Consider the following 22,900-nt stretch of genomic DNA (forward strand, 5'->3'; position numbering starts at 1 on the left):
GTCAGGACCTTGTGCGTGCCGGGTCGGTAGCGGTTCGCGGTAGCCAGACCCGCAGGTGCGCGCCGCCGAGCAGCTCCGAGCCCGGCAGGATCTCGATCGCGCCCCCGAACCTGCGGACGATCTCCCGCGCCTCCCTGACCCCCGTCCCGCCGCTGCCGTGCTTGGAGAAGGTGTCGCCACGCAGGAGCCTTGCCCGGTCCTCTCGCGTCAGGCCCGGCCCGGCGTCCTCGATGTCCACGATGTTCCACGGTCCGGGGCGGTCCTCGGGGCCGTCCCGTTCCGTGCCGCGCACCGAAAGGCTGACCTCCTGCCGTTCCGCCGGGATCTCAGCCTTCCGCATCGCCTGGACCGCGTTGACGAGCAGGTTCTCCAGGGCGAGTTCGAGCAGCGCGCGGACGGCGTGGACGGCAGCCCCGCCCGCGCCGTCGCCACGGAGCGAGATCTCGATGCCCTCCTGCCACTCCACTCTGCGGCCCAGCTTGCGGACGAGGTCGGTGAGGTCGCACTCCTCCGGCGGACGCTGGAGCTCCTCGAACGCCCTGCGGTACTGGCCGCCGCTGAGCCGGGCGACGTTCTCGCGAATACGTGCGAGGAGCCGGGCGCGCGCGTCGGGATCCGGCTCGTCCGCGAGCGCGTCTAGGAGCTCCTGGGTGCCCATGACGATGTTGTCGCTGCGGTGGCCGACCTGGACGAGGGCCTGACCTGCGAGCATCGCCATCATGGCGGCCTCGGCGTCGTCGGCTTGCGCGACGAGCTCCCGCAGCGCTCGGCCCGCCATGTTCTCGGCGCCCTCGGCGATCACCTCCCCGAGGCCGGAGCCTAGAGTCGCGTAGCCGTCCGGGTGTTCTCTGAGGAGTGCTTCGCCCGCCAGGCGCGGCAGGACGGTCTCCGGGGCAAGGTGCTGGACGGCTTGGTCGGTCTCCTCCTCGTCGAGCCCCATGAGCGACACGTCAGTGAGCACGTCGGCGGCGCTGAACGATGCATCCCGGTGCAGTGTGTAGGCGATGCCGAGAACCGCGCGTTCCGGGGCGCCGAGCCTCGCGGTGACCCTGCCCCGGATAAGACCGCGTGTCTCGTTGCTCCGGACGGCGTCGAGTTCGGCCGGCGTGAGGCGGCGGTCGGCGGGCGGCTCCGACAGCAGCCGGTCCAGGAGCACCCAGGCGGCGAGCGGATGCGCGCCCGTCTCGTACTCCAGGGTGTCGACGACGACGGCGTCGGCGGCGACGCCGCACAGATCGAGCAACCACGCGAGGGTCTCGCGCGGCGACGCGCCCGAGTTCAGATCTATGCCGAGGGAGGCGTCGGTGATGCCGGCGAGTCCGGTCGGAGGGGCGATCAGTTGCGGAACGATCGCACGCAGCAGATTGACGCGGCGGCTCGCCGGTCCGGACTGAGCGCCCTGCGGGGGGCGGGCCAGCAGGCACAGCAGGTCCGGCGCGGTGAGCACGGCCGTTCCGGGCGGACGGTGCGCCTCCGTGCGCAGGGCCGCGGGGACGAACCACACGAGGGGCCGCGACAGGTCTGCGGGCGGCGGGGCGTCCGCTTCGGCGACCCAGAGAGGGATGCCGGTGCGGCGGGTCACCTGCAGACCCGGAAGCCGGGCGTCGTCAAGGCCGAGCAGCGTCGTCTGGAAACCACCATCGTGGGTGGCGACCAGTGGGCGGACGTCCTCGCCCAGCATCCGGCCGAGGACCGTGGCGAACGTACCGACGTTGGGCTCGTCCATATGGGCGGACAGGTGGCGCAGCGCCTCCACGACCTCCTGCCCAGAGTCTCCGACATCGATGAACCGGGCATGGTTCGAGCGTTGCGGCTGCGCGGAATCCGGCGTGTAGCGAAGCAGGATCTCCTCCAGGGTGGTGCCCAACGAGGAGTCCCAGTGCGGGGGGCGGGGCACGGAGGAGGGTCCGCCGCTGTCCATGTCGACCCGCCCCGCTTCGAGGAGCCGCCGGGCGGTAGGGAACTCGCCGGCGTCGATGCATGCCTGGACGGCGCTGCGGTGCGCTTCGCTCGCGGCCGCGGTGCTCAGCCTTCCGGTCAGTTCCTCGGCGACCCTCTCTTCCTCCGCGACGATCCACTCGAGCTCACCGTCGAGCAACTCCTGCGCGTCGGCGAGGCGGGACTGGGCCAGTTCCATGAGATCGGGCAACGGAGCTGGGCGGACCTCGGCACGGCGAGCCCGTTCGGCGAGCGTCGCCTGCCGGAGTTCGATGTCCGCGCGGGCCGCTCGCCTGGCCTCCGCCAGCTTCTCGTGCAGCTTGCGCAGTCCCTCGGGGGTGATCTCTCCACCTGCGGACGCGTCCTCGCCGGTGAGGACCTCATCGACGAGCTGGAACTCGCCCACAGCGATCAGCCGTTCGATGCCGCCGGCCGCCGTCACCGGATCGGCGAGCCCGGAGAGCACGCGCATCGCGGCGCCGAGCCCGTCCAGCGGGTGCCCGCCGGCCAGGGCCGTGGCGAGCTCCGGGTAGCGCCAGCGTCCGGGCCAGCCCGCCAGGATCTCCATCAGCGGCTCGGTCGTCATCGGGTCGTCCCCCATCGGGCGAGCTCTTCCAGGTCGTCGAGGAACGCGCGAGCGAGCCGCCCCTCCGGTGCGGGCAATTCGCCGACGCGCTCGGTGAAGGAGGACCAGGAGTCCACGAGCCACTGCGACAGCTTCAGCGCTTCCTCGGGCAGCGCCGCGCCCGCACCCGGCTCCTTGCCGTCCCGGCACAGCCGCAGGACGGTGTCGACCTGGCCGAGGATCGGGTCGAGCCGTTTCACGTACCGTTTGAGGTGGCTGCCGTGCATCGGCGGCTTCCCGGGCGCCACCGACGCCCCGACATTCTGGACCAGCTGCGCCATGTTCCTGGTCGGCAGCTCTGCTGACCAGGCGCGCAGCACCTCGGGAGAGCGCTCCCGAACGCGCTTCGCCAGCACGGCGAACACTCCGGACGCGCTGTCGAACAGGGCGCGGTGCGTCCGGGTGCTGATGGTGTTTTCGAACGTGGTCGACTGCGCGTGTTCGACGAGGCGCTCCAGGGTCGCCCATGCGTCCCCCCGCTCCTGGTCGAGCTCGGATTCCTGCAGGGCGGCGCGGAGCGTCGACCGGGTGATCGGCTGGCTTCCGGGCACCGCCCGGTACTCTGCGGTGCGCGCCACGAGTTCCTTCCAGATGCCCATGTCCTTGACCTCTGGCTCGAGAATGTCCAGAACATCGGCGGCGGAGGAGCTCCCTTCCAGAATGACCGCACCGGCGGCGGCGATGACGCCGACCACGCATTCCCCGGCGTCCGGGTCGTCCATGGCCAGGTCTTCCAGGGCCGGGACGAAGGCGGGCGTGTGGCGGGCCGCGGCGAGCATGGCGAGCGCGGGACGCGGCCGCAGGCGCGGATCGGGGAGCGTCTGCCGGAGCACCGCGGCCTCCACGAAGTCCCCGTTCCGCCAGAGGCGGTCGATCAGCCACCGGCGCCAGCGGATGCTCGGCTCCCCGGAGCCGGCGTGGTCGGTGAGGCAGCGCGCCGCAACCAGCGTGACGAGCGCGGGCGGTGCATCGGGCTCCTCGCCGAGAGCTTCGAGGACCTGCCAGGGGTCTTCGGCGCTGGCGAGGACGCTCCGGACGAGCACAGCTGCGTCCGCGTCACCGTCCTGGTGGGACTTGAGCAACTGCTGCGCGGCGTTGAAGGCCACACCCGCGGAGGCGGGCGCCGCGGGCCGCGGCGGGCTCTGCGTGCTCCGCACCAGCGGAGCCGCCCCTACCGCGCCAGCCACCGCGTCGGCGATGTCCTCGCCGGTCAGCCGCACGCTGAGCTCCGACGCCAGCCGCTGCCGCCCGTACCGGCCCTCGAACGACAGGTAGTTGAAGCTCCCGACGAGCGCCTCATCGTCCCAGACGAGGACCTTCGCGTGGTTGCCGCCGCTGATCAGTCTCAGCGTCCCCGGATACTCCCGCCTCAGGTTCTCCAGATGCGCGTTGGCGATCTCCCATCTGGGGCGGTCCGTCCCGGTGAGCCGCCGTCCGTCGCCGTACACGAGAGTCACCTCGACTCCGCGGTCCAGGCAGGACCGCAGCGCGCCGATGAGCCCGGTGTCGACGGCGTCGGCGGACAGCCCGTGGGAGGCGATGACCACCCGTCGCGCCGCCTTGACGAGGGCGGTGCGCAGGAGCCCGCGGTGCGCCGCGTCCGTGACCGTGCGGACGGAGGGCAAGGTGCGGCTCTCCAGGAAAGCGCGGCTCCGTTGGACGTGGTCGCTCCACGCCTTGGTCCAGAGCCGCAGCGAAGTGACCTCGACGGCGGCGTCCGTGACGTCCTCGCGGGGGGCTTCGATGTCGGCGGCGCTCGGCGGGGCGTCTGGCCGCGCGCCCTCCGACACGGATGTGTAGCCGGACGCATCTGGGCCCGGGCCGGCCTCACCCGGCCGTGCCGCGCCGGACACGTTGCGGGCGGCGGCGAACTCGGCAGGGCGGACATAGACTCTGCGGCTTTGCTCGTACGACGGGATTGCGGCGCGGACCCAGCCCAGCAGGTCGGTGATGACCGGAGATCCGCCTTCCCCGGCCTCCAGGACGACCCCGAGCTCGGAGAGCGAGCCCGTGGACGACAGCAGGTTGCGGCTGGTCACCAGGGCCGTATGGTCGTCGACCACCAGGAGCTTGGCATGCGTGCGCGCGCTCGTCATCGGTAGGAGGACCTGCTGGACGTGCTCGCCCGGAGCCGCGCGGGCGAGGTCCTCCAGCGCGTTGCGTGTCTGGTCGTCGAATGCCTCGCTGAACTCGGTGTCGGGGTTGACGCCCCAGGCGAACACGACGCGGACACCGCGCCGGATCCGGTCTGCCAGCGGATCCAGGAGGGGCTTCAGCGCCCGGTACCGGATCCAGGGCGACACGATCACAAGCTGAGTCTCGGCCCGGCCGATGAGCAGCGGCAACAGGCGTTCCTGCTCCTCCCCGGCGATGATGTGAGCCGGGGTCTCCCGCTGGACTTGCGCTTGAAGCAGCCCTTCGAGCTGCCGGGCGTCGCCGGCTAGCTCCAGATGCCAGTTGCGGCGCTGGCCTGCCGGGATGTCGGCGGCGCCGCTGATCCGGCGTTCGAGGCGTTGCAGTGCGGATGCCGGCGACGGCGGGTCGACCATCGTGCCCTGGGCGTGTTCGCGCAGCTCGGTGGCGAGGGCGGAGGTCGGGGAGTCGGCGATCAGCTGCGTCAGCCGCTCGGACGCCTCCTGGCGCAGCTCGGCGGACAGCCGGTCGTCAATGACGGTCACGCTCAGGTGTTGGAGCTCCTCGTCCCAGTGCGGTGCGACCTTCAGTTCGATCCAGCGGCGGCCAGCAGGTTTGCGGAGGTCGGGCGGCGGCAGCCGGTAGGACAGCGCGCGGCGGGCCCGGTGCCCGACGACGGGTCCGCGCGTACGGTCGACCACCACGGGCTGGGCCTTCTGTTCCTTGTGCAGCGAGTCGTGCAGCGCTTTCATCACCGCGCTCTGCGGGACGTCCGCGAGGCTCACCTTCCGGCTCTCGACCGGTACCGCGAGCCTGGCCCGGGACGGCTTCAACCGCCCCATGGCGGGCAGCACCCGCATGGTCAGCTTGTCGATCATCAGCTCGCGAGGCTCGAAGACGCTCTCGGCGCCGCGCAGCTCCTCCGTCCGGTCCGCGTCCAGGCAGCGGGCCACCTTGTCGGAGACCGCGAGTGTGAGGGGAGTGGTTTCGGTGTTGATAGCGAGGTGACCCTGCCGCCACAGGTCATAGACGAGGTCGTGGACGAGCCGGATGCCGAGCCCGAGCCGCTCCGCGAGTTGGTCGGGCTCGGAGAGCCCGGCGTGCACCGCGCGCAGCGTCAGCTCCTCCATCGCCGACAGGGAATCGCCGTAGCCCATGCGGACCACGATGGTCACGACGTCGCACGGGACGTAAACGGTGACGACGCCGCTCACAGCCCCTCCGCCGGAAGCACCTGAGAGGCGTTGTAGATGTGGCCGTAGTGGTCAACGGCCTGGCAGACCTGCTGCCAGAAGACGTCGTCGCCGTCCTCGTACCGGGCGAAGTGCTCGTAATCGCCGACGATCACCAGCAGTCGGCGGGCCCGGGAGAACATCACGTTGACCAGGTCTCGGCGGCTCAGATGGCCGTAGCTCTCGGCGGCGCCGCCCCCGCCGCGCGTCTTGTTGCGGACCAGCGACACGACCACGATGTCGGCCTCGCGGCCCTGGAACGCGTGGATCGTCTGAACGTGGTCGGTGAGCGCGCCGTAGCGGCGGAGCACATCCGCCTGCTGCCGGTATGGGGTCAGCACGGCGAGCGGCTCGGCGCTGTACCCGTCCCGGCCAGGCATGGGGCGCGGGTCCATCGCCGACACGATGGCGTTGACGAGCTCCGCCTCTCCCTCGTTCTTCCAGTAGGGGCGCTCCTCGCAATACGGCAGGCTCTCGGTGTCCACCCAGACGAGGGCGCGCTCCCGCAACCAGTGCGGTGCCCGCAGCGGTGACGGCTCCTCGTCGTGGTGGGTCGCCAGCCCGCCCGGCGGCAGCCCGTCGTCGGGCAGTGGCTCGTCAGAGCCGCGCTCGCGGGGATAGAAGACGCGGCTGATGACCTCGGCGATGGGTCTGCGCATCCGAAACTGGGTGGAGAGCATCGCCGTCGGCCGCTCCGCGGCCCCCGGGTGCGGCGCCGTGTCGAAGAGGTTCCGGAACAGGTCGAACGCGTCGATGTAGGTCTGCTTCTTGTCTCCGACAATGGAGATCCCGGCGTTGGGATCGCCGACGCAGGCCTCAAGGAACCGGACGACCTCGTCTCGGCGGTGGGCGGGCAGCTGATGGTGGTCCCCGATGAGCGTCCACCGTGTGCCGCGCACCAGGGGAATGGCCAGCTCGGTCGGCCACGCCTTGGCCGCTTCTTCGACCACCACCCAGTCGAAGGAGACGTCTCCGCCCGTCGCACCGATGTTCCGGACGGTCGCGGTGGCGCAGGTCGCGAAGACGATGTTCGCGCCGCGCTGCAGGCGGTCGGCCAGCTCCGGCAGGATCGACTCGCGCCCCTCCTCGTTGAGCAGCGCGCGCCAGTAGGTGAGGACCGGGCGGAGCTCGTCGTCCACACCGGCGGCGAACATCTTGTCCACATGCGTGCGCATCTGGCGGAACCTCCGGACGACGAGATCGTCCCGCAGCCAGGGCCTGATCGCCTGGTCCGGGTTGCCGCGCTGAGAGACGATGCGCAGCGCGATCGGCACGTCGGCGAGCCGGTCGGTCGGGCCGTTGTCGTCGCGGGCGCCGATGTCCTTGAGGATGCGGGCGGCGAGGTTGTCGAGGGTGAAGTTGGACTGGGCGGACACCAGGACGCGGTGGGTCGGCCACTCCCGCAGGTAGGCGGCGATGGCCCGCGACGTCACCGTGGTCTTGCCGGTACCGGGCGGGCCCTGCAGAGCGAAGAACGGCTCATGGGTGAGGATGTTCTGGACGGCCTTCTTGCCGCCCTCCAGCAGGCGGTCCCCCGCCCTCGCCCACCGGTGCGGCAATGTGCGGACCCCAGAGGGCCTGCGCAGCTGCCGGGTGAGCGGCTTCAGCGCGAACAGCTCCCAGCGGGCGTCGGCCTGGCGGGCGAGGACCGATTCGGAGCCGATGTCGTCGACCGGCCGTATCCAGCCGGCGGCTGGGATCTTCGGCTGGTCCGGCCGGCGGCGCAGGATGATGCGATCGCGCCCGTCGCGGCGCACCACCTCCGCCGCGATTCCCTGGACGTCCGGGCTCTTGCGGTCGGTGTCGCCCGGATAGAGCTCGACGTCGGCGCTGCCGCCCTCCTCGCTCTCCAGCCGTCCGAAGAAGTCGCCGAAGTCCGGCCGCAGGTCCGGGTAGCGGGCGTACTTGGTGAACAGGGCCTGCTTGTAGATTCGGTCCTTGTCGCGGGCCTGGTCCCAGTAGACAAGCACGCTGCCGTCGGCGCTCACGTAGTCCGGATCCAGCTTGTAGGGGTAGCGGCGCGCCTGCAGCTCGACGCCCTGGTACTGCAGGAGCCAGTCGATCGCTCTCTGGTAGTCGAGCTCCCGTTCCGAGGCCCGGCTCACCGGGGCGACCGCCTCCAGGAAGTGGACCCAGGAGGGGCGCCCCCGGCGCAGCGCGTCGAGCCGCCCTTCCGCCAGCCGGTAATCGAAGACCTTGACCTCGGGCAGGTGCCGTGCGCGGGAGCCGGCCCTGAGGTCGTCGAGCCTGGTCTGCAGCTTGTGCGCATCACGCCGGGCCACGTACTTGATGAGCAGCACGTCGGGGAGCTGCTCACCGCGGCCATACGCGAGGCCGCGGCGGAAGATCTGGCAGAACCAGACGGCCCGCTCCCCGAGAACCGCGGTCGTGGCCTGGCGCTTGGCCTCCGCCTCACCGCCGTCGACGTACGGTTCGGCGCCTTCCTTGGAATACAGCACCTGGGCATGTCGCAGGTCCTGGGTCAGTAGCGCCGCGGTCTCCCGGATGCCGTCGGGGGTGTCGGCGTCGAACTCGAGCCAGCCCCATCTGCCGATGGTCTCGTCGCACTTGTCCGGCATGAACGCCACGAGATAGGGCCGGTCCTCGACAGCCTCGCCGAGCTCCACCACGTTGGTCTCGTGAGTCTCGCTGAGTTCGTTGACGACCTCCTGGGCCGTGGGACGGTCGTCCGGATTCCTGTCAAGCATGCGCCGCAGCAGCGTGCGCAACCCGGTGGGCAGATCGGCCTTGAGCAAGGCACCGCGCAGGTGCTCGCCGAGTGCGTCCAACCGGTCCCGCACCGCGCGGACGGTCCCCGGACCGTCCGCCTCTTCGGGGATCGCTCGAGGCACCAGGTCGGCGGGGAACGGCCCGAGGAACCATTCGCCGACGATCGCGGCCAGTCCGTAGACGTCCGCTCTGGCGCTCTCGGTGGCTGCCTGCGTCTCGTCGTCCAGCGGCAGCAGAAAACGCAAGCGTTCTGGCGGCAGGTACGGCAGCGGCCCGGCCCCCTGCCCCAGGATGAGTCGGCGGACGTCGTCCCGGGCGGCCACCGAGTCGACGGCCGTGCCGGTGAGCAGATTCGACACGAAGGCGCTTAGCTCGAACCGGGCCAACCGCAGCCGATGGCCGCCGGCTTCGTCGCGCACGTGGTCGACGGCCCCCGGCCACAGGTTCCGGTGCGAGAGCCCGAGGTCGTGCAGGACGGCCAGGCCGTCCGCCAAATGCTCGAATTGCAGCAGGGCCTCCAGCGGGTCCTTGCCATAGTGTTCGGGGCCGACCTGGGCGAGCGTGCGGTCGGCGCCCTCGGTGACCACGAACGCGGCACCGTCGACGCCCGGGCCGGACATCCCGGCCTTCGCCACGGTCTCCGCGTCCTGGTAGCCGCCGGCCCGCAGCTGCGGGAGGGCGGGGTGGTCGAGGCCCGAGAGGCGCAGCAGCGCCCGGATCTCTTGGTCCCACAGCAGCCCGCCCAGCTTGGAGAGCCCGAGGTAGACCTCGACGTTGACAGGCTTTCCAGTGAGATCGGGGTCGTCGCCCTCCATCAGCGCGAAGCTGTACAGGCGGTCGTCGAGCAGGACGTGGGGCTGCGGTTCCTCGCCCGGAGTCAGTGGGACATAAGGGCCATATTTCGCAGTTCTCTCATCACAACAGAAGTGTCGAACCAGCTCCCAGGCCTGGCGCACCGCCACGATCATCGCCCCGTCCAATTCCGCCACGTACAGGCAGTATGCACCACGGTCGCTCAGCTTCTAGTTGGTTCTGCTTCCTCAAATATGGCCACTTTTGTCCCTTTGGAGATGTATCCCGAGGCGCCGTCCTCGGAGACGTCACCGCAAGCCGCACCGTCGGTGGTCAGTCCGCTCGCCGATCACACCCCGGCAACCCCCATGCTCCAGGAGTCGAAATTGCCCGTTCGTAGGCCGTCAGGAGAGCGGTCCGTGGCTCTCACCTGGAACCGCGCCGACCGACGCACGCGGCCTGGTCCAGTGCGTGCGTCGGTCGCGGCCCCACTTCTCCGACTCGCGCCTTACTCGGAGTCGCCGGTCTCGGCCTCGGATTCATTCGGTTCAGTGGCCCTTGTCCCAGTGCTCTCGCTCTGTTCGCCCGCTTCGAGGGCGGCGTGGCGGCGCCGTTGGAGCTCGTAGCGCTCCGCGTCCGGGATCGTCATTGACTCGGCGAGCACGGCCGCTAGCGCGTCGACCTGTGCGTTCTCGATGTCGGCCGAGAAGATCAACCGAATGTTCTCATCGGGCGTGATGACGTCGATCGCCGAGCGCCCGTTTCCGTCCTGTGCGGCCGATCGGACGTATCGCACCTGGCTGATCGGGATCTCCTGCCCGATCTGGCCCTGCTTACGGAAAGCATTGGTCCTCGCCATGATGATGCGGCGATCCGTGACGGCGACCAGGTTCTTCGCCGCCTTGTCGATCGCTGCCGCCGCCATGCCCTTCGCAGCCGCCACCATCTCTCTCGCTCCGCCCGAGGTCGCACCGAAAGAACCGAGGACATCGAGCTGCTCGGGGAAGGCGAGGGCACGAAGGGCCTCGCCGTCCTCGAGGAACCATCGCAAGGTGCGAAGGTACGGAGCGGTCTCCAGCGACGCTGGTTCGCATAGGACGTCCGGAGCCCCAAGCGGCGGGACTGGTGGGTGGAGAGCATCGGCAAGAGGCTCGATCGCCTTGAGAAGTTGAGCGCAGGTCAGGCGGGCGGCCTTCGAGTCCCTCCGGTTCCGGGTCAGCGGCATCGTCGCGCGGCCGGGCAGCTCGGTGATGACTCGCAGTTCCCGCGTCAGCGAGCAGACAAGGCTCCTCATCTTGGTAAGAGCAGAGTCGCGGTCCGCACGGGTGTCGCGCTCGATGACTTCGACGAGGCCCGCCTCGTCCTCGCGTCCGGCGGCGCTCACCTTCGCGGCGCGGAGCACCTGATACTTGGTCCATGCCTCGAGGGAGGACCGGAGGGCATAGGCGTCGAAGACGATGGCCTCGGCGTTCGTTTCGAGGTACTCGCGGCGCCCGTGTGGGGCAAGTTGTCTGATCTTCCGGACATGCCCTTCGACGTTCTGTCGGTACTGGTCACGAGCCTTGAGCAGCTCTGCTCTCTTGGTCGCGACGGTCTCCCACACGTGCGGCGTGACCGATTCGAGTTCTTGGGCCTCGCCGAATGCGGCATCGACGGCTTCGACGAGCCCCGTCAGCGCGGACCACTGCTCGTGGTTCACGGTCGTGAGCACCTGGCTCGTCAGCGCGACGTTGGTCCTGACGAGGCCCGCGACCTCACTCAGCTGCAACTGAAGGGCGGCCATGGCCAGCGCCGGCCCGATGGCGGCCATCTTCTGCGCCGCGCTGAGCTTGGTCACCGGGATAAGGCGAGCCTGGTGAACGACCTTGCCGTTGAGGAACACCGCCCCGATGTTCGCGCCATCCTTGACGGCAAGCGTTCCGCCGGCCTTCAGAATGGCCTGTGTCGCATCGCTGAGCCGGTAGACCCCCTCGACACTGGCGAATGCGTTCGCGAGGTTGCCGCCCACGTTCGCCGCGTTTCCGGTCGAGGCGAGGAATGCGGAGATCTTCTCGTGGTCGGTGACCGGCACTAGCCTGAAGTCGATCGGATCGAGCCTCAGGTCGAGCTTGAGCTTCTCAGAGACTTCACCGAAGGCGAAGACAACCCCTGGTAGCACCTCCGCCAGGACCGTCGATGCCGCTGTCGACTCGCTGTCCGAGTCGGGTGTCGATTCGTCCGCGTCCGGTGAGATGGCGGTATCGCTCTGGCCGTTCTCATCGGACTCGGAGTCATCCATCGAACCCGAAGGGTCCTGCATGCGTTTCTCCTTACGCGGCGCGTCGGGGAGACCAGCGTTCGCTGGCGGAAGACGACGGCACGGCGTGCCGTCCCTCTCGTGTCGTTCGGGCTAATTGGGCAGCTGGTGTACGTGGCACCGCCCCTCAGGCAGTTCCTTGGCAGCACTGCGGATGACGTGCTCGTGGTGCGTGAAGATGATGACCTGAAACCGGTCAGCCAGGCCGTCCAGGACTCGCAGGGCCGCCTCCGTGCGCCGCTCGTCGAATGTCATGAAGATGTCGTCGACGGCGATCGGGAGGGCGTTGCCGGCTGCGGCATGGCGTTCGAGCGTGGCCAGGCGCAGTGCCAGGTAGAGCTGGTCGCGCGTCCCCTCACTGAGTGCGGCGGGCGCCAGCAGGGGTCCCGAGGACGACTTGGCGCGGATGCTCGGAGGCTCCTCGTCGGACATTTCAAGCCCTGTGTAGGACCCGCGAGTCAGCTGGGCGAACATGTCGGAGGCCAGCGCGAGCACGGGTTCCTGGTCATTGGTCCGATACTCCTCCATGCAGGCATAGATGGCGATCTTTGCGGCCTCCAGGCGCAGGAACTCTTCGGCGTCCTCGCCCAGTTCGGCGCAGATCTGGGCGATGTCGGCCTCGGCGCGGGCGGCGTCGCCGCCCCCGTCGAGGCCGTCGAGTACCTGCCGTCTCTCCAAGCGCTGTTCGAGCCAGGTGGCGTTGGCCGTCTCCAGTTCTTCGATCTCACGGTCGAGTTCGGCCAGTTCGTCGGCGAGTTCCTCCGCGGACGTCTCCTCCGCCTGTTCGCGGAGCACGACCAGTTCCTGCCCTTCGGGAAGGGTCTGCCGGATGTTCGCGAGGGCGGTGGACTTCTCTCGCAAGGCGGCGGCGCGCTGGGCGGCGGCCTCCAGCTCGGCGATCGAAGCCAGATCGAGGCGTGCGGAGAAGTCCTGCAAGCGGCTTTCCAGCCCGCTCAGTTCGGCCTTGGCTTCGTCTACCCGCTCGGCGAAGTCGGCCTTTTGTTCGAGCAGGTTCTTGCGTTGCTGCGCGCCGTCCCGTTGCCTCTGCAGGTCGTGTTCCAGCGTCTCGATGGCCTGCTGCCAGCCGGTGGCGGATGCCGGAACGCTCCGGCCGCAGGCAACGAGCGTGCCCTTCACCAGATCCTCGAACTCGGAGATCCGCTGCTCGCCCTGGCGGAGCTTGTGCTCCGTCGTCTCCGCCGCATCGACCTCCGCCGTCACGTGGAACAGGGTTTCCAGATCGGTGAGAGCGGCGTCGAAGTCCCGGTCGGCGGCGAGACCCGCCCCGCTCAGGAACCGCTGCCATTGCCCGTCGTGGACGGTCAGAGCCTTCTCGGCATCGGCCTTCGCGGATTCCGCTTCTTCGAGGTCGGTTTCCGCGCTCGCCAGCTCGCGCTCTGCAGCTGCCCTTTCCTGGGCGGTCTGCTCATGCTCCTGAAGGCGCCTCCGTGCCGTCTCCATCGTCTCCGCGAACATCGCGGCCGCCTGGGCCGTCCCGTCGACGGCCGGCGAGTCCTCGCCGAGGCGCAGCAGGTACTGGAGCCTGGCCGTGTGAGCGTAGAGGCGTTCACGGCGACCTTCCACCTCGATGCGGGCGTCCTGTAGTTCCCGCGCGTTGGTCTGGAGCCGGCCGAAGTCGTCCAAGACCTTCGACGCCTTTTCGATGCCGGGTGTCGGGGCCGGGTACCTCTCCCACAGCGATTCCCAGTGCCGGCGCTCCAGCGCCTGCTCGGCGAGCACCTCCTCCACGGCCGCCTGATGACCGGGGATGGCGGCCTCCAGGTCGGTGATCTCGCGCGAGAGGTCGGCCCGCTTGTTGACGCTCTCCGCATGCCGCAGCATCAGGTCGGCGGTGTCGTCTGCTCGCCGGACGGCATATCTGAGCGAGACCAAGCCACTCGGATCGTCGGGGAATCCCGCAATGAGGTCGTCACGCTCAGCGCGCCGCGCGTGAAGTTCGTCGTGTGTCGGCGGCGCGTCGTCGGTCACGAGGCGTTGGAGGGCGCGCCGGCACTTCGCCAGCTGCTGCTGCGCGCCGTCGAGTTCTCCGGCACGGTCGCGGAAACGCTCCGCGAGGTCCTGAAAGGCCCGCACGGCTCCGGTGACCTGCTCCTGGTCAGGCAGCCGGAGGTCGAGGACGCCGTCGGGCGGCAGCTCGGGCAGTTCGAGCCGGTTCCGTGCCTGCCGGAACCGGTGGTCCAGCTTCTTCTCGTCGGCCTCGGTGTCGGTCAGCTTCTCTGGCAGGCCGGCGGGGATGGACGCGTACGCGTTCTGCAACTGCGAGACGTCCTCGCCTGCTGGGAGGGCGCTGAGTTCCTTGCCGAGTCGCTCGTGCTTGTCCTGGCATCGCTTCACCGCGTCCCGCGCGTGATCGAGGCCTTCGCGGAGGGTGCGGCCCTGGTCCCGGAGCCTCTGTCCCTCCCCGCGAAGGGTTTCCGGGATCCGGTAGAGCTCTTCGTCGGCGAGGGTCGCCTGCGCGTGGACGGTACGCAGCCGCGATTCGGCCTCGACGCACTTGCTGGAGACCTCGTCGGCCGCCGAGTTCTGCCGGTCCAGTTCGTCGAGGATCGCCGTGATGTCCCTGGCCAGCCGTCCGATCGCGGCGGCGTGCGGGATGAGGGAGTCGTCCTGTCCTATTTCGGAGAGCTGCCGCTCGGCTCGCTCGAGGTGTCCGGCGTTCGTCGAACGCACCGCGATGTGCTCGCTTCGCCGCTTGAGCAGCTCGGGGAGTTCCGCGCGGATGTCGTCGGGGGCCGCCGGCCCTTGGGCGCTGATCTCCTCGACCTGCTTTTCGAGATCGCGGCACTGAGCCAGCGCGGGCAGGATCTCCTTGAGTCGATGCTTGGCTTCCCGCTGCCGCCGCGCGGCCCGCAACTCCGCCTCGGTCTTGGTGAGGCGCCGCTCCGCCTCGGCCGCGGACTGTTCGGCGTCCCGGTACTGTTCGGGGCGGAGGGTCGCCGCGCGGGACCGCTGCCGGACGTCCTTCAGCCGGTCCAGCGAAGCATTGATCGCGGGCTTCCTCCCCGTCGGCAGGAACAGCTCGCGTTGCCGGGCCTTTATCTTGTCCAGGACGGCTTTGAGGCGCATGCCCGACCGAGCGGCGGCGAGCAGTTGGGCCGTGTCGCCCTCACCGGAGGCGAGCAGTTCCCCGCCTTTGCGGAGTTCGTTGCTGTTGAGGGCGAACTCGGTGATGAACGTCTTGCGGTCGACGCCACCGAGGAAGGGGGCGAGTGCCTCCTCGCTGAGCGGATCCCCGTCGCCGTCCACGAGGTCGTCCTTGCGCCTCTTCCGGCGGACGATCTCCAGGGCCACCCCGTCGGCCGCCGAGAGCCGGGCCCCCAGCCGCGTCCGGTTGCTGTGCCGGAAGGCGTACCGGGAGTTGTGGTGGATGCCGTACAGCAGCTGGTCGAGGGCGCTCAGTGCCGTGGATTTGCCGGCTTCGTTGGGGCCGTAGACCAGGTGGACGCCCGCTTGGCCCAGCCCGTCCAGGCTGTGGCCGTCGAAAGCACCGTAGGCGATGAGGTCGAGGCGTTCGATGCGCATTCCGGTCACCGCGCTTCCTGTAGCAGGGACTCCACGACCTGGTAGGCGTCATCGGCCAGGCTGCCGATCCACGCCGGATCGTTCGGGGCGATACCCTCCGGGCCCCTGAGCTCGGGCGGAATCCTTCCGATGAGCGGGTGGTCGGCGAGCTTGGCCATGAGACCGTCCGGGTTGGTGCCAAGCACGGTGAGGGCGCGGTGGAGGTCGGTCAGGATCCCGGAGGCACCCCCGCCGCAATCGCCGCCGTCCTCGCTGGACGTGCGTACCTTGACCTTCTCCAGCCACAGGTTCGGGTGGTGGCCGGCCGCCGCCCGAAGCTCGTTGAGGATCCGTTCGCGGTCCCGCCACAGTGCGGTGTGCGCGGACGTCGCACCGGTAAGGGTGACGCGGACGGCGGTCAGCCTCTCCTCCGGAATCTCCTGGAAGCGCTGCGCGACGAGGCTGAGCACCTGGTCGATGTCGTCGCGGCCCGTGACGTCGACGTCAAGGCTCTCCCAGCGGGCGGTGTCCAGGTCATGATGCTCGACCGATTCGACCAGGAGATCGCTGTCCACGGTGACGACGATGCAGCCCTTCGGTCCCGTCTCGCGGGCGTGCCGTCCCTGGATGTTTCCGGGATAGACGATCCACGGCTCGTCCCGGACGATCTGCTGCTTGTGGACGTGGCCGAGCGCCCAGTAGTCGTAGTCCCTCGCTTCGAGGTCTGCGACACTGCAGGGCGCGTACCGCTTGTGATCGGAATAGCTGCCGTCGAGCCCAGTGTGCAGCAAGCCGACGTTGAACAGGCCACCGTCACGCGCTGGATATCCGGCGGCGAGGTTGTCGCTCAGGTCCCATCGGGCGAAGCCTTGGCCGTGAACTGCAAGCCCCGCCTGTTCGTTCCGGACGGTCTCGGGCTTCCCTGTCGCGAAGACGTGCACATTGTCGGGGAGCTTGAGCGTGCGCATCGTGCGGTTCTGCGCGTCGTGATTGCCGGAGACCATGTAGACGGGGATGCCGGCCTGCCCGAGGAGTGCCATCTGCCGACTGAAGTAGAGGCCGGTCTGGTAGTCCTTCCACTCCCCGTCGTACACGTCGCCGGCCAGCAGCACGGCGTCCACTGACAGGTCGGTCGCGAGCCGGACGAGGTTGTCGAGGGCTCTCCGAGTCGCCAGCCTCAGGTCGTCCTCCGGAGCTCCCTCGTAGCGGGACAGGCCCCGCAGTGGACTGTCGATGTGAAGATCGGCGGCATGCAGGATCTTCATGCTCTCCCTTTTCAGGTGGGGTCGGCGACCGATGCGGGGATGGCCCTGGAACTCCAGTGACCTGCGAAACGGTAGCCGCGTGTTGCGACTTATCTGCTTAAAGAGGCGAAACAGCGCCATGTGGTGACCGGGTTGGGTCAAGAAGCGGCGTCTCGCATCACGAACCGCCTTTTCCTTTGGCCCCGTCCCTGATCAGGCGACTTGGGCTCGCGCAGCCTCGGAGAAGAGCGGGTTGGTCATGGCGACGATCTTGGGGCGGAAGTTTCCCTTCGCGCAGATCAGGCCGGTGGCCTTCTCGCCGGGGGCGAGCTCGGTGGTGTCGATCTGGCCCTCGTACTCGCCGAGGGCTGAGCTGCTGTCGTGCTTGGTGTTCTTGGTGTCGGTGATCGAGAAGTAGAGCGGGTTGACTTCGAGCTGCTTCTTGGTCTGGTTGGTGACGGTGACCTTGACGCAGGACAGGGCACCGCCGTCGCTCAGGACGCTCTTGCTCGCGCGCGCCCGCTTGGCGGTGAGCTTGATCGGGAAGGCCTTGCCCTTGGACGCCGCGCCGCTCTTGCCCGCCGACTTGCCCGGGTCGGCCGACTGGACGGCGACCGGGTCCTCTTCGAGGTTGCAGCCGGCGGTGAGGACGGTGACAGCGACGAGGCTGATGATGAGCTTTCGCATGGGGTGCTCCTTTGTGTCCGGACGCGTTCTGCATGGCGCCCTGGGATGGGTTTCGTGATGGAGGGGCGCCGCCGCCCGCTGGGGGTAGGGCTGGTCAAGCGGACGGCGGCGCGTCTTGGGGGGCGGGGCCGCGGCGGACCTCCGCATAGCTGGTCAGCCCTCGGCGACCGCGAGGAGCTCGTGGAACTCCTCCGCGTCGATGACCGTGATGTCGTGACCGGCATCGCGGAGCCGCTCGGCCTTGGCGAGCTTGCCGGTCTTCTTCGCCCCGGGGGCGAGCTGGCGAGGCTCGACGCCGCCGACCACCAGCAGGTCGACGAACTTGGTGACATGGGGGGCGGTCCAGGCTCCGAAGGCGGCGATCCGTTCGGCGGCCGCCGTCCTCGTCATGTCCGGCAGTGATCCGGTGAAGCAGACGGTGAGCCCGTAGAACGGGTTGTCCGGGTCGGCGTTGGGCTCGGCGTCCGGGTACGGCTCGCGCCGCGCGGCGCCCCGGTACCTGCACCCCTGGCGGACGCCGCCGCGGTAGGAGCCCATCTGAATCCTGTGGACGGCGAGTAGGTCGTCAAGGGTGGCCGTTCCCTGCCGTCTCAGCGCTGCGAGCATTACCTGAGCCGCCGCCCGCGCGTCGTCGTCGGCGTCGTGGTGGTGCGGCAGTTCGATGCCCAGGGCGTCGGCGAGTACCGGGAGCTTGTAGGCGAGGAGGCCGGTCCAGGTCCGTCTTGCGACCACGAGCGTGCAGGCGAACCGGAGGTCCGGGACGCGGAGGCCGCTCGCCTGGCTCGTGTCGGCGAGGACGCCGATGTCGAAGGCCGCGTTGTGCGCCACGAAGGGGGTTTCGCCGGCGAACCGGACGATGTGCTCCAGTGTCTCCGGCCAGCCGGGGGCGTCTCTGACGCGGTCCGCCGTGATGCCGTGGATTCCCACGTTGAAGGCGTCGAAGTGGTCGTGCCCGTCCGGGGGTCTGATCAGCGATGACCACTCCTCGACGATCCGCCCTCCCTTCACCTTGACCAGTCCGACCGAGCACGGGCTTGCCCGCCGGGCGTTCGCCGTCTCGAAGTCGATCGCCACCCAACTCGTCATCCTCGCTCCTAGCGCCGAGCCGTTGAAAGCATGACCATGAGAGCATGGCGTGAAAGCACTGTCAAACAGCTTTGCATCATTGGATGGTGTACAGTGGCGCTGCTCCCGAAAGCTGACGAGGAAGTTCTGATGGCATCGCAGAGCGAGCAACTGACCGCCGCCGAGATCTCCCGGCTCGCCGGGGTGACACGGGCGACCGTGAGCAACTGGCGCCGGCGCCACCCCGACTTTCCGCAACCCAGCGGGGGGACGGAGGCCAGCCCCAGCTACGACCGGGCGCAGATCGAGGCGTGGCTCGACGCGCGGGGCCGCCTTCCCGCGCGCTCGTCCAGGGACGATCTGCGGGCGCACCTGCACGGCCGCGCGCCGCGCGAGGCCGAGGCCGTGGCCCTGTTCACGGCGCACTTGGCCGGGCTGGACACCAAGAAGCGCGCTGAAGCCGCGGCCCTGGACGACAACGCACTGATCGCGCTGTACGCGGAAACGCTCTCGTCGACCGGAGCCGGTCAATCGGGCCTTGCGGAGGTCCCCGCGCAGCTCCTGCGCTCGGCGGCGAAGGTGGCGCACGAGGAAGGCCCGCTTGCCGTCTTCGACGTCCTCGACGATCAGACCGAAGGACCGGTCGGCATCCGCGGGACGCATCCGACGTCGGAGGCGCTCGCCGACCTGATGGCCGGGCTGGCGACGTCCGAAGGCCAGCGTGTCCGCAACGTTCTCGACCCGGCCTGCGGGGGCGGGCGCCTCCTCGCCGCGGCCGCGGCCGCCCTCAAGCCCGGCGCGAGCGTGAACGGCCAGGAGTACCGCCCTGTCACAGCGGCCCAAGCGAAGACCCGGCTGGCCGAGACGGTGCCCAAGGCTTCCGTGGCCGTCAGGACCGGGGACAGCCTGCGCAACGACGCCTTCCCCGACCTGCTTGTGGACGCCGTGGTGTGCAACCCGCCCTACGGCGACCGCGACTGGGGGCACGACGAACTCGCGCTCGACACGCGATGGGCCTACGGCGTGCCACCGCGCTCGGAACCGGAACTCGCCTGGGTCCAGCACGCATTGGCGCATCTGGCCGAGGGCGGCCGCGCCGTGCTGCTGCTCCCGCCGGCGACCGCGTCACGCTCGTCGGGCCGCCGCATCCGGGTCGAACTGCTGCGGCAGGGGGCACTGTGCGGGATCATCGCGCTCCCGCCGGGCCTCGCCGTACCGCACCACATCGGGCTTCACCTGTGGATACTGCGACGCCCCGAAGCCGGCCGCTCCGGCCCGGACCAGGTCCTGCTGATGGATGCCTCCGACGAGGCCGCCACCCCGGAGGAGCCGTCCATCCAAGGCAAGGCACCGGACACGGGCAAACTCCGCAAGACGATCCTCAGCACGTGGGAGGCGTTCATCGCGCCGACCAAGTTCACCGAGATCCCGGGGACCGCCCGCGCAGTGGCGACGATCGACCTCCTGGACGACCTCGTCGATCTCTCACCGGCACGGCACGTCCGCACGGCACCGCTGGTCACTCCGGAAGCCGCCCTGCGCGACGTCCTCAGGCTCGCCGAGCGCCTCAAGGCGGACGTGGGCGCGCTGGCCGAGGCGAGCGAGATCGGGCCGCTGGCCTCGGCCGGGGAAGCGAGCCGCACCTGGCGCAGCGCCACGATCGCCGACCTCGCCCGCGGTGGCGCGCTCGCCGTCCATCGGGGAGTGCGGGCCTCCTCGGCCGACACCCCGCCCACAGACCTCGCGGCCCGTCCCGTGCTCCGGGCCCGTGACCTGCTCGACGGCACGCGGGCCAGCGGCGATGCACACGAGACGCCCCTGGCCGACCCGTTCGTCATCGAGGCGGGAGACGTCCTGGTCACCCAGGTCGTCGGTCCCCAAGGCGTCGCGACACGGGTGGCCGGAGACGACGACGCCGGATGCCTGCTCGGCAGCGGCGTGTTCCTGCTCCGGCCCGACCCGGCACGTCTCGATCCGTGGTTCCTCGCCGGGTTCGCCAGCGCACCCGACAACGTCAACCAGGCGACCACCGGCTCCTCCACATACCAGCTCGTGCCGCCTCGGCTACGTGTCCCGCTGCTCACACTTGAGGAGCAGACCGCTTATGGTCACGCGTTCCGGAGGATCCACGAACTCCGAATCAGCGCACGAAAGGCCGCTGCCTGCGCAAACGAGACGGCGGACCTTTGGGCCGCCACCCTCGGCAGCGGTGCGCTGCTTCCTTATGAAGCCGAGTAACGGGGAAACCCGGAACTTCCCGGACATGCGGGCCCCTACGATCCGTTTAACAACGGTCTGCACGTTAATAGGCGTGTGGTGGCCAACAAATGTCCGAGGCCCGTCTCCATAGAGACGCCCGGGGGGATGAGGGTGTGGCTGTGACTGCCGATCGCATCGCGAACCGGTTCCGCGTGACAGGCGCTCTCGGCAAGGGCAACATGGGCGAGGTCCACCGCGCCATCGATCTTCAGGCGGACGGCGCCGACCGGGACCGCGAGGTCGCGGTAAAGGTAATCCTGCGCAGCCGGACGGGTGCGGTCATCGACTCGCGGGCCGATATGAAGGCCATTCAGCGGTTCGAGCGTGAAGTCGTCATCATGCAGCGCCTCAACGAGCACCCGAACCTGCCTCGAATCATCGCGGGCGGCCTCGACCAGGGCGATGGCCTGCCGTTCATCGCAATGGAGCTGCTCAAGGGCCACACCTTGCAGGTGCTCACTGGGGAGCACGCCCAGCTTCCGGTGGCCTGGGCCGCTGCTCTCGGCGCACAGATCGCTGACGGCCTGTCGGTCGCGCATCGCGCCGACATCGTCCACCGAGACCTCAAGCCCGCGAATGTGATGCTGCTCCCCGGAGGCCAGGTCAAGGTCCTCGACTTCGGCATGGGCCGGATCATCGACGACGGCGAGGCCGGCAGGGTGACGAGTACGGGGGTCACGGTGGGCACCGCCCGCTACATGGCCCCTGAGCAGTTCCTCGACGCGGCGGTGACGCAGGCCGCCGACCTGTACGCGCTCGGCTGCATGCTGTACGAGCTGCTGGTGGGGGTCCCGCCGTTCGTGAGCGAGAACGCGCACGAGCTGGGGGACAAGCACCGGACGGAGGCGCCGGCTCCACTGCGGCTGCTGCGTTCGGACGTCCCCGAGGACATGGCCCGGCTGGTCGAGCGGCTCCTCAGCAAGCAGCCGGAGGACCGGCCGGCCGACGCCGTGGCGGTCCGCGAGGCGCTCCTTCCGCTCGCCGAGGGCGAGGCTGCGGTCGAGGACTGGGCGGGCTACGACCCGGTCCGCTACCTCGCATCGACCGGGCGGGCACCCGCGCCCGAACCGGCCCCCGCGACGGAGAAGCCGCGCCCCGCAGTGGGTTCGGTGATGGACGTGTTCGGGCTGCACCGGCAGCTCATCGAGAACTACCGGGAGTTCACCGAGGGCGGGACGGTCATCCGTGACGGCCGCATCGCCGCATACGTCGAGAGCACCCTGGACGAGAAGTCCCAGTGGCCGGACCCGTGGGTGTCGCTGAATCCGTTCTTCGCGTCCGGCGGCACCGTTTCGGAGTTGAGCGGCGCCGGCAAGCTCCTCCACGAGGAGTGCGCCCGCATCTTCCAGGCGGGCAAGACCCGAGGGGGCACCAAGTGCGACGGGCGTCCGCTCACCCTGCACCAGCACCAGCTCGAGGCGATCAAAGCCGCCAACCGCAGGCGGTCCTACGTCCTGACGACGGGCACCGGCTCCGGAAAGTCGCTGTCCTACATCGTGCCCATCGTCGACCGGGTGCTCCGCGAGCGTGAGACCACGCCCGGCAAGCGCGTCCGGGCGATCATCGTGTATCCGATGAACGCCCTGGTCAACAGCCAGCTCAACGAGTTGGAGAAGTACCTGCGGGACGGTTACGGCGTGGGCCGTGAGCCGGTCACCTTCGCCCGCTACACCGGGCAGGAGGACGACGAGCGCCGCAGGGAGATCCGCGACAATCCGCCGGACATCCTTCTCACCAACTACGTGATGCTGGAGCTGATGCTCACCCGGCCGAGGGACCGCGGTTCGCTGATCCGGATGGCGAAGGGCCTGGAGTTCCTGGTCTTCGACGAGCTGCACACCTACCGGGGCCGCCAGGGCGCGGACGTTGCCCTGCTCATCCGGCGGGTGCGCGAGGCGTGCCAGGCCGAGAACCTGCAGTGCATCGGCACGTCGGCGACGATGTCGAGCGAGGGAACCTTCGAGGACCAGAAGAAGGAGGTGGCCCGCGTCGCCACCACACTCTTCGGGACCGAGGTCGACAAGGACGACGTCATCGGCGAGACGCTGGTGCGCGCCACCGAGGAGCCCCCGGACACCGTGCCGGCGCAGCGGCTGCGGGCGTCCGCCGCCCCCCGCGCTTACGACGACCTGGTGAAGGATCCGCTGGCCCGCTGGATCGAGACCCGGTTCGGCCTCGCCGAGGACCCCACGGGACGCCTCGTCCGCCAGACGCCCGCGAGAATCGAGGAGGCCGCCGCCGACCTCGCCGGGGATTCCGGAGTCCCGGAGGATGTGTGCGCGCAGGCGATCCGCCGCACTCTGGAGGCCGGCTCGGAGGCCCAGCACTCGGTGACCGAACGGCCCCTGTTCGCGTTCCGGCTGCACCAGTTCCTGTC

At 69.6% G+C, this 22,900-nt stretch carries 10 protein-coding genes; 2 read left to right on the forward strand and 8 right to left on the reverse strand.

Annotation, left to right across the window (positions count from 1 at the left end; all coding sequences use genetic code 11):
• Position 1: 1 nt before the first annotated feature.
• From AB0K37_RS13130 to AB0K37_RS13165, 8 genes are all read right to left on the reverse strand, one after another.
• Entirely contained in the window at positions 2-2,539 is a 2,538-nt protein-coding gene (locus tag AB0K37_RS13130; RefSeq protein WP_363979307.1) for an ATP-binding protein, read from the reverse strand.
• Positions 2,521-5,910, reverse strand: coding sequence for a hypothetical protein (locus AB0K37_RS13135; protein ID WP_363979309.1), 3,390 nt, complete (start codon positions 5,908-5,910; stop codon positions 2,521-2,523). Before AB0K37_RS13135 ends, AB0K37_RS13130 begins: the two co-directional genes overlap by 19 nt.
• Positions 5,907-9,647, reverse strand: coding sequence for an AAA domain-containing protein (locus AB0K37_RS13140; RefSeq protein ID WP_363979312.1), 3,741 nt, complete (start codon positions 9,645-9,647; stop codon positions 5,907-5,909). The genes AB0K37_RS13135 and AB0K37_RS13140 overlap by 4 nt, the downstream gene beginning before the upstream one ends.
• Positions 9,648-9,958: 311 nt before the next feature.
• A complete protein-coding gene (locus AB0K37_RS13145) occupies positions 9,959-11,749 on the reverse strand; it encodes a hypothetical protein (protein WP_363979315.1) in 1,791 nt (596 codons plus the stop codon).
• 90 nt (positions 11,750-11,839) lie between these two features.
• Positions 11,840-15,289, reverse strand: a complete 3,450-nt coding sequence (locus tag AB0K37_RS13150) for an AAA family ATPase (RefSeq protein ID WP_363979336.1) — start codon at positions 15,287-15,289, stop codon at positions 11,840-11,842.
• Between the two features lie 5 nt (positions 15,290-15,294).
• Positions 15,295-16,653: a DNA repair exonuclease gene (locus AB0K37_RS13155; protein ID WP_363979318.1), complete on the reverse strand. Its 1,359-nt coding sequence runs from the start codon at positions 16,651-16,653 to the stop codon at positions 15,295-15,297.
• Positions 16,654-16,725: 72 nt separating this feature from the next.
• Positions 16,726-17,199, reverse strand: coding sequence for a DUF4352 domain-containing protein (locus AB0K37_RS13160; protein WP_363979323.1), 474 nt, complete (start codon positions 17,197-17,199; stop codon positions 16,726-16,728).
• Positions 17,200-17,352: 153 nt separating this feature from the next.
• Positions 17,353-18,285, reverse strand: a complete 933-nt coding sequence (locus AB0K37_RS13165; RefSeq protein ID WP_363979327.1) for an exonuclease domain-containing protein — start codon at positions 18,283-18,285, stop codon at positions 17,353-17,355.
• 129 nt (positions 18,286-18,414) lie between these two features.
• On the opposite strand from AB0K37_RS13165, the gene AB0K37_RS13170 reads away from it, so the two are divergent.
• Complete coding sequence (locus AB0K37_RS13170) at positions 18,415-20,502, forward strand: N-6 DNA methylase (RefSeq protein WP_363979330.1); 2,088 nt, start codon at positions 18,415-18,417, stop codon at positions 20,500-20,502.
• Positions 20,503-20,642: 140 nt separating this feature from the next.
• On the forward strand, positions 20,643-22,900 hold a 2,258-nt coding region (locus AB0K37_RS13175; protein ID WP_363979333.1), incomplete at its 3' end, for a protein kinase.

This window comes from Actinomadura sp. NPDC049753 (genome assembly GCF_040674655.1).
Classification (GTDB): Bacteria; Actinomycetota; Actinomycetes; order Streptosporangiales; family Streptosporangiaceae; genus Spirillospora; species Spirillospora verrucosospora.

Excerpts from the sequence above, each read along its gene's own strand:
- AB0K37_RS13130 (WP_363979307.1), bottom strand. The coding sequence starts at position 2,539 with ATGGGGGACGACCCGATGACGACCGAGCCGCTGATGGAGATCCTGGCG.
- AB0K37_RS13145 (WP_363979315.1), bottom strand. The coding sequence starts at position 11,749 with ATGCAGGACCCTTCGGGTTCGATGGATGACTCCGAGTCCGATGAGAAC.
- AB0K37_RS13150 (WP_363979336.1), bottom strand. The coding sequence starts at position 15,289 with ATGCGCATCGAACGCCTCGACCTCATCGCCTACGGTGCTTTCGACGGC.
- AB0K37_RS13155 (WP_363979318.1), bottom strand. The coding sequence starts at position 16,653 with ATGGCGCTGTTTCGCCTCTTTAAGCAGATAAGTCGCAACACGCGGCTA.
- AB0K37_RS13160 (WP_363979323.1), bottom strand. The coding sequence starts at position 17,199 with ATGCGAAAGCTCATCATCAGCCTCGTCGCTGTCACCGTCCTCACCGCC.
- AB0K37_RS13165 (WP_363979327.1), bottom strand. The coding sequence starts at position 18,285 with ATGACGAGTTGGGTGGCGATCGACTTCGAGACGGCGAACGCCCGGCGG.
- AB0K37_RS13170 (WP_363979330.1), top strand. The coding sequence starts at position 18,415 with ATGGCATCGCAGAGCGAGCAACTGACCGCCGCCGAGATCTCCCGGCTC.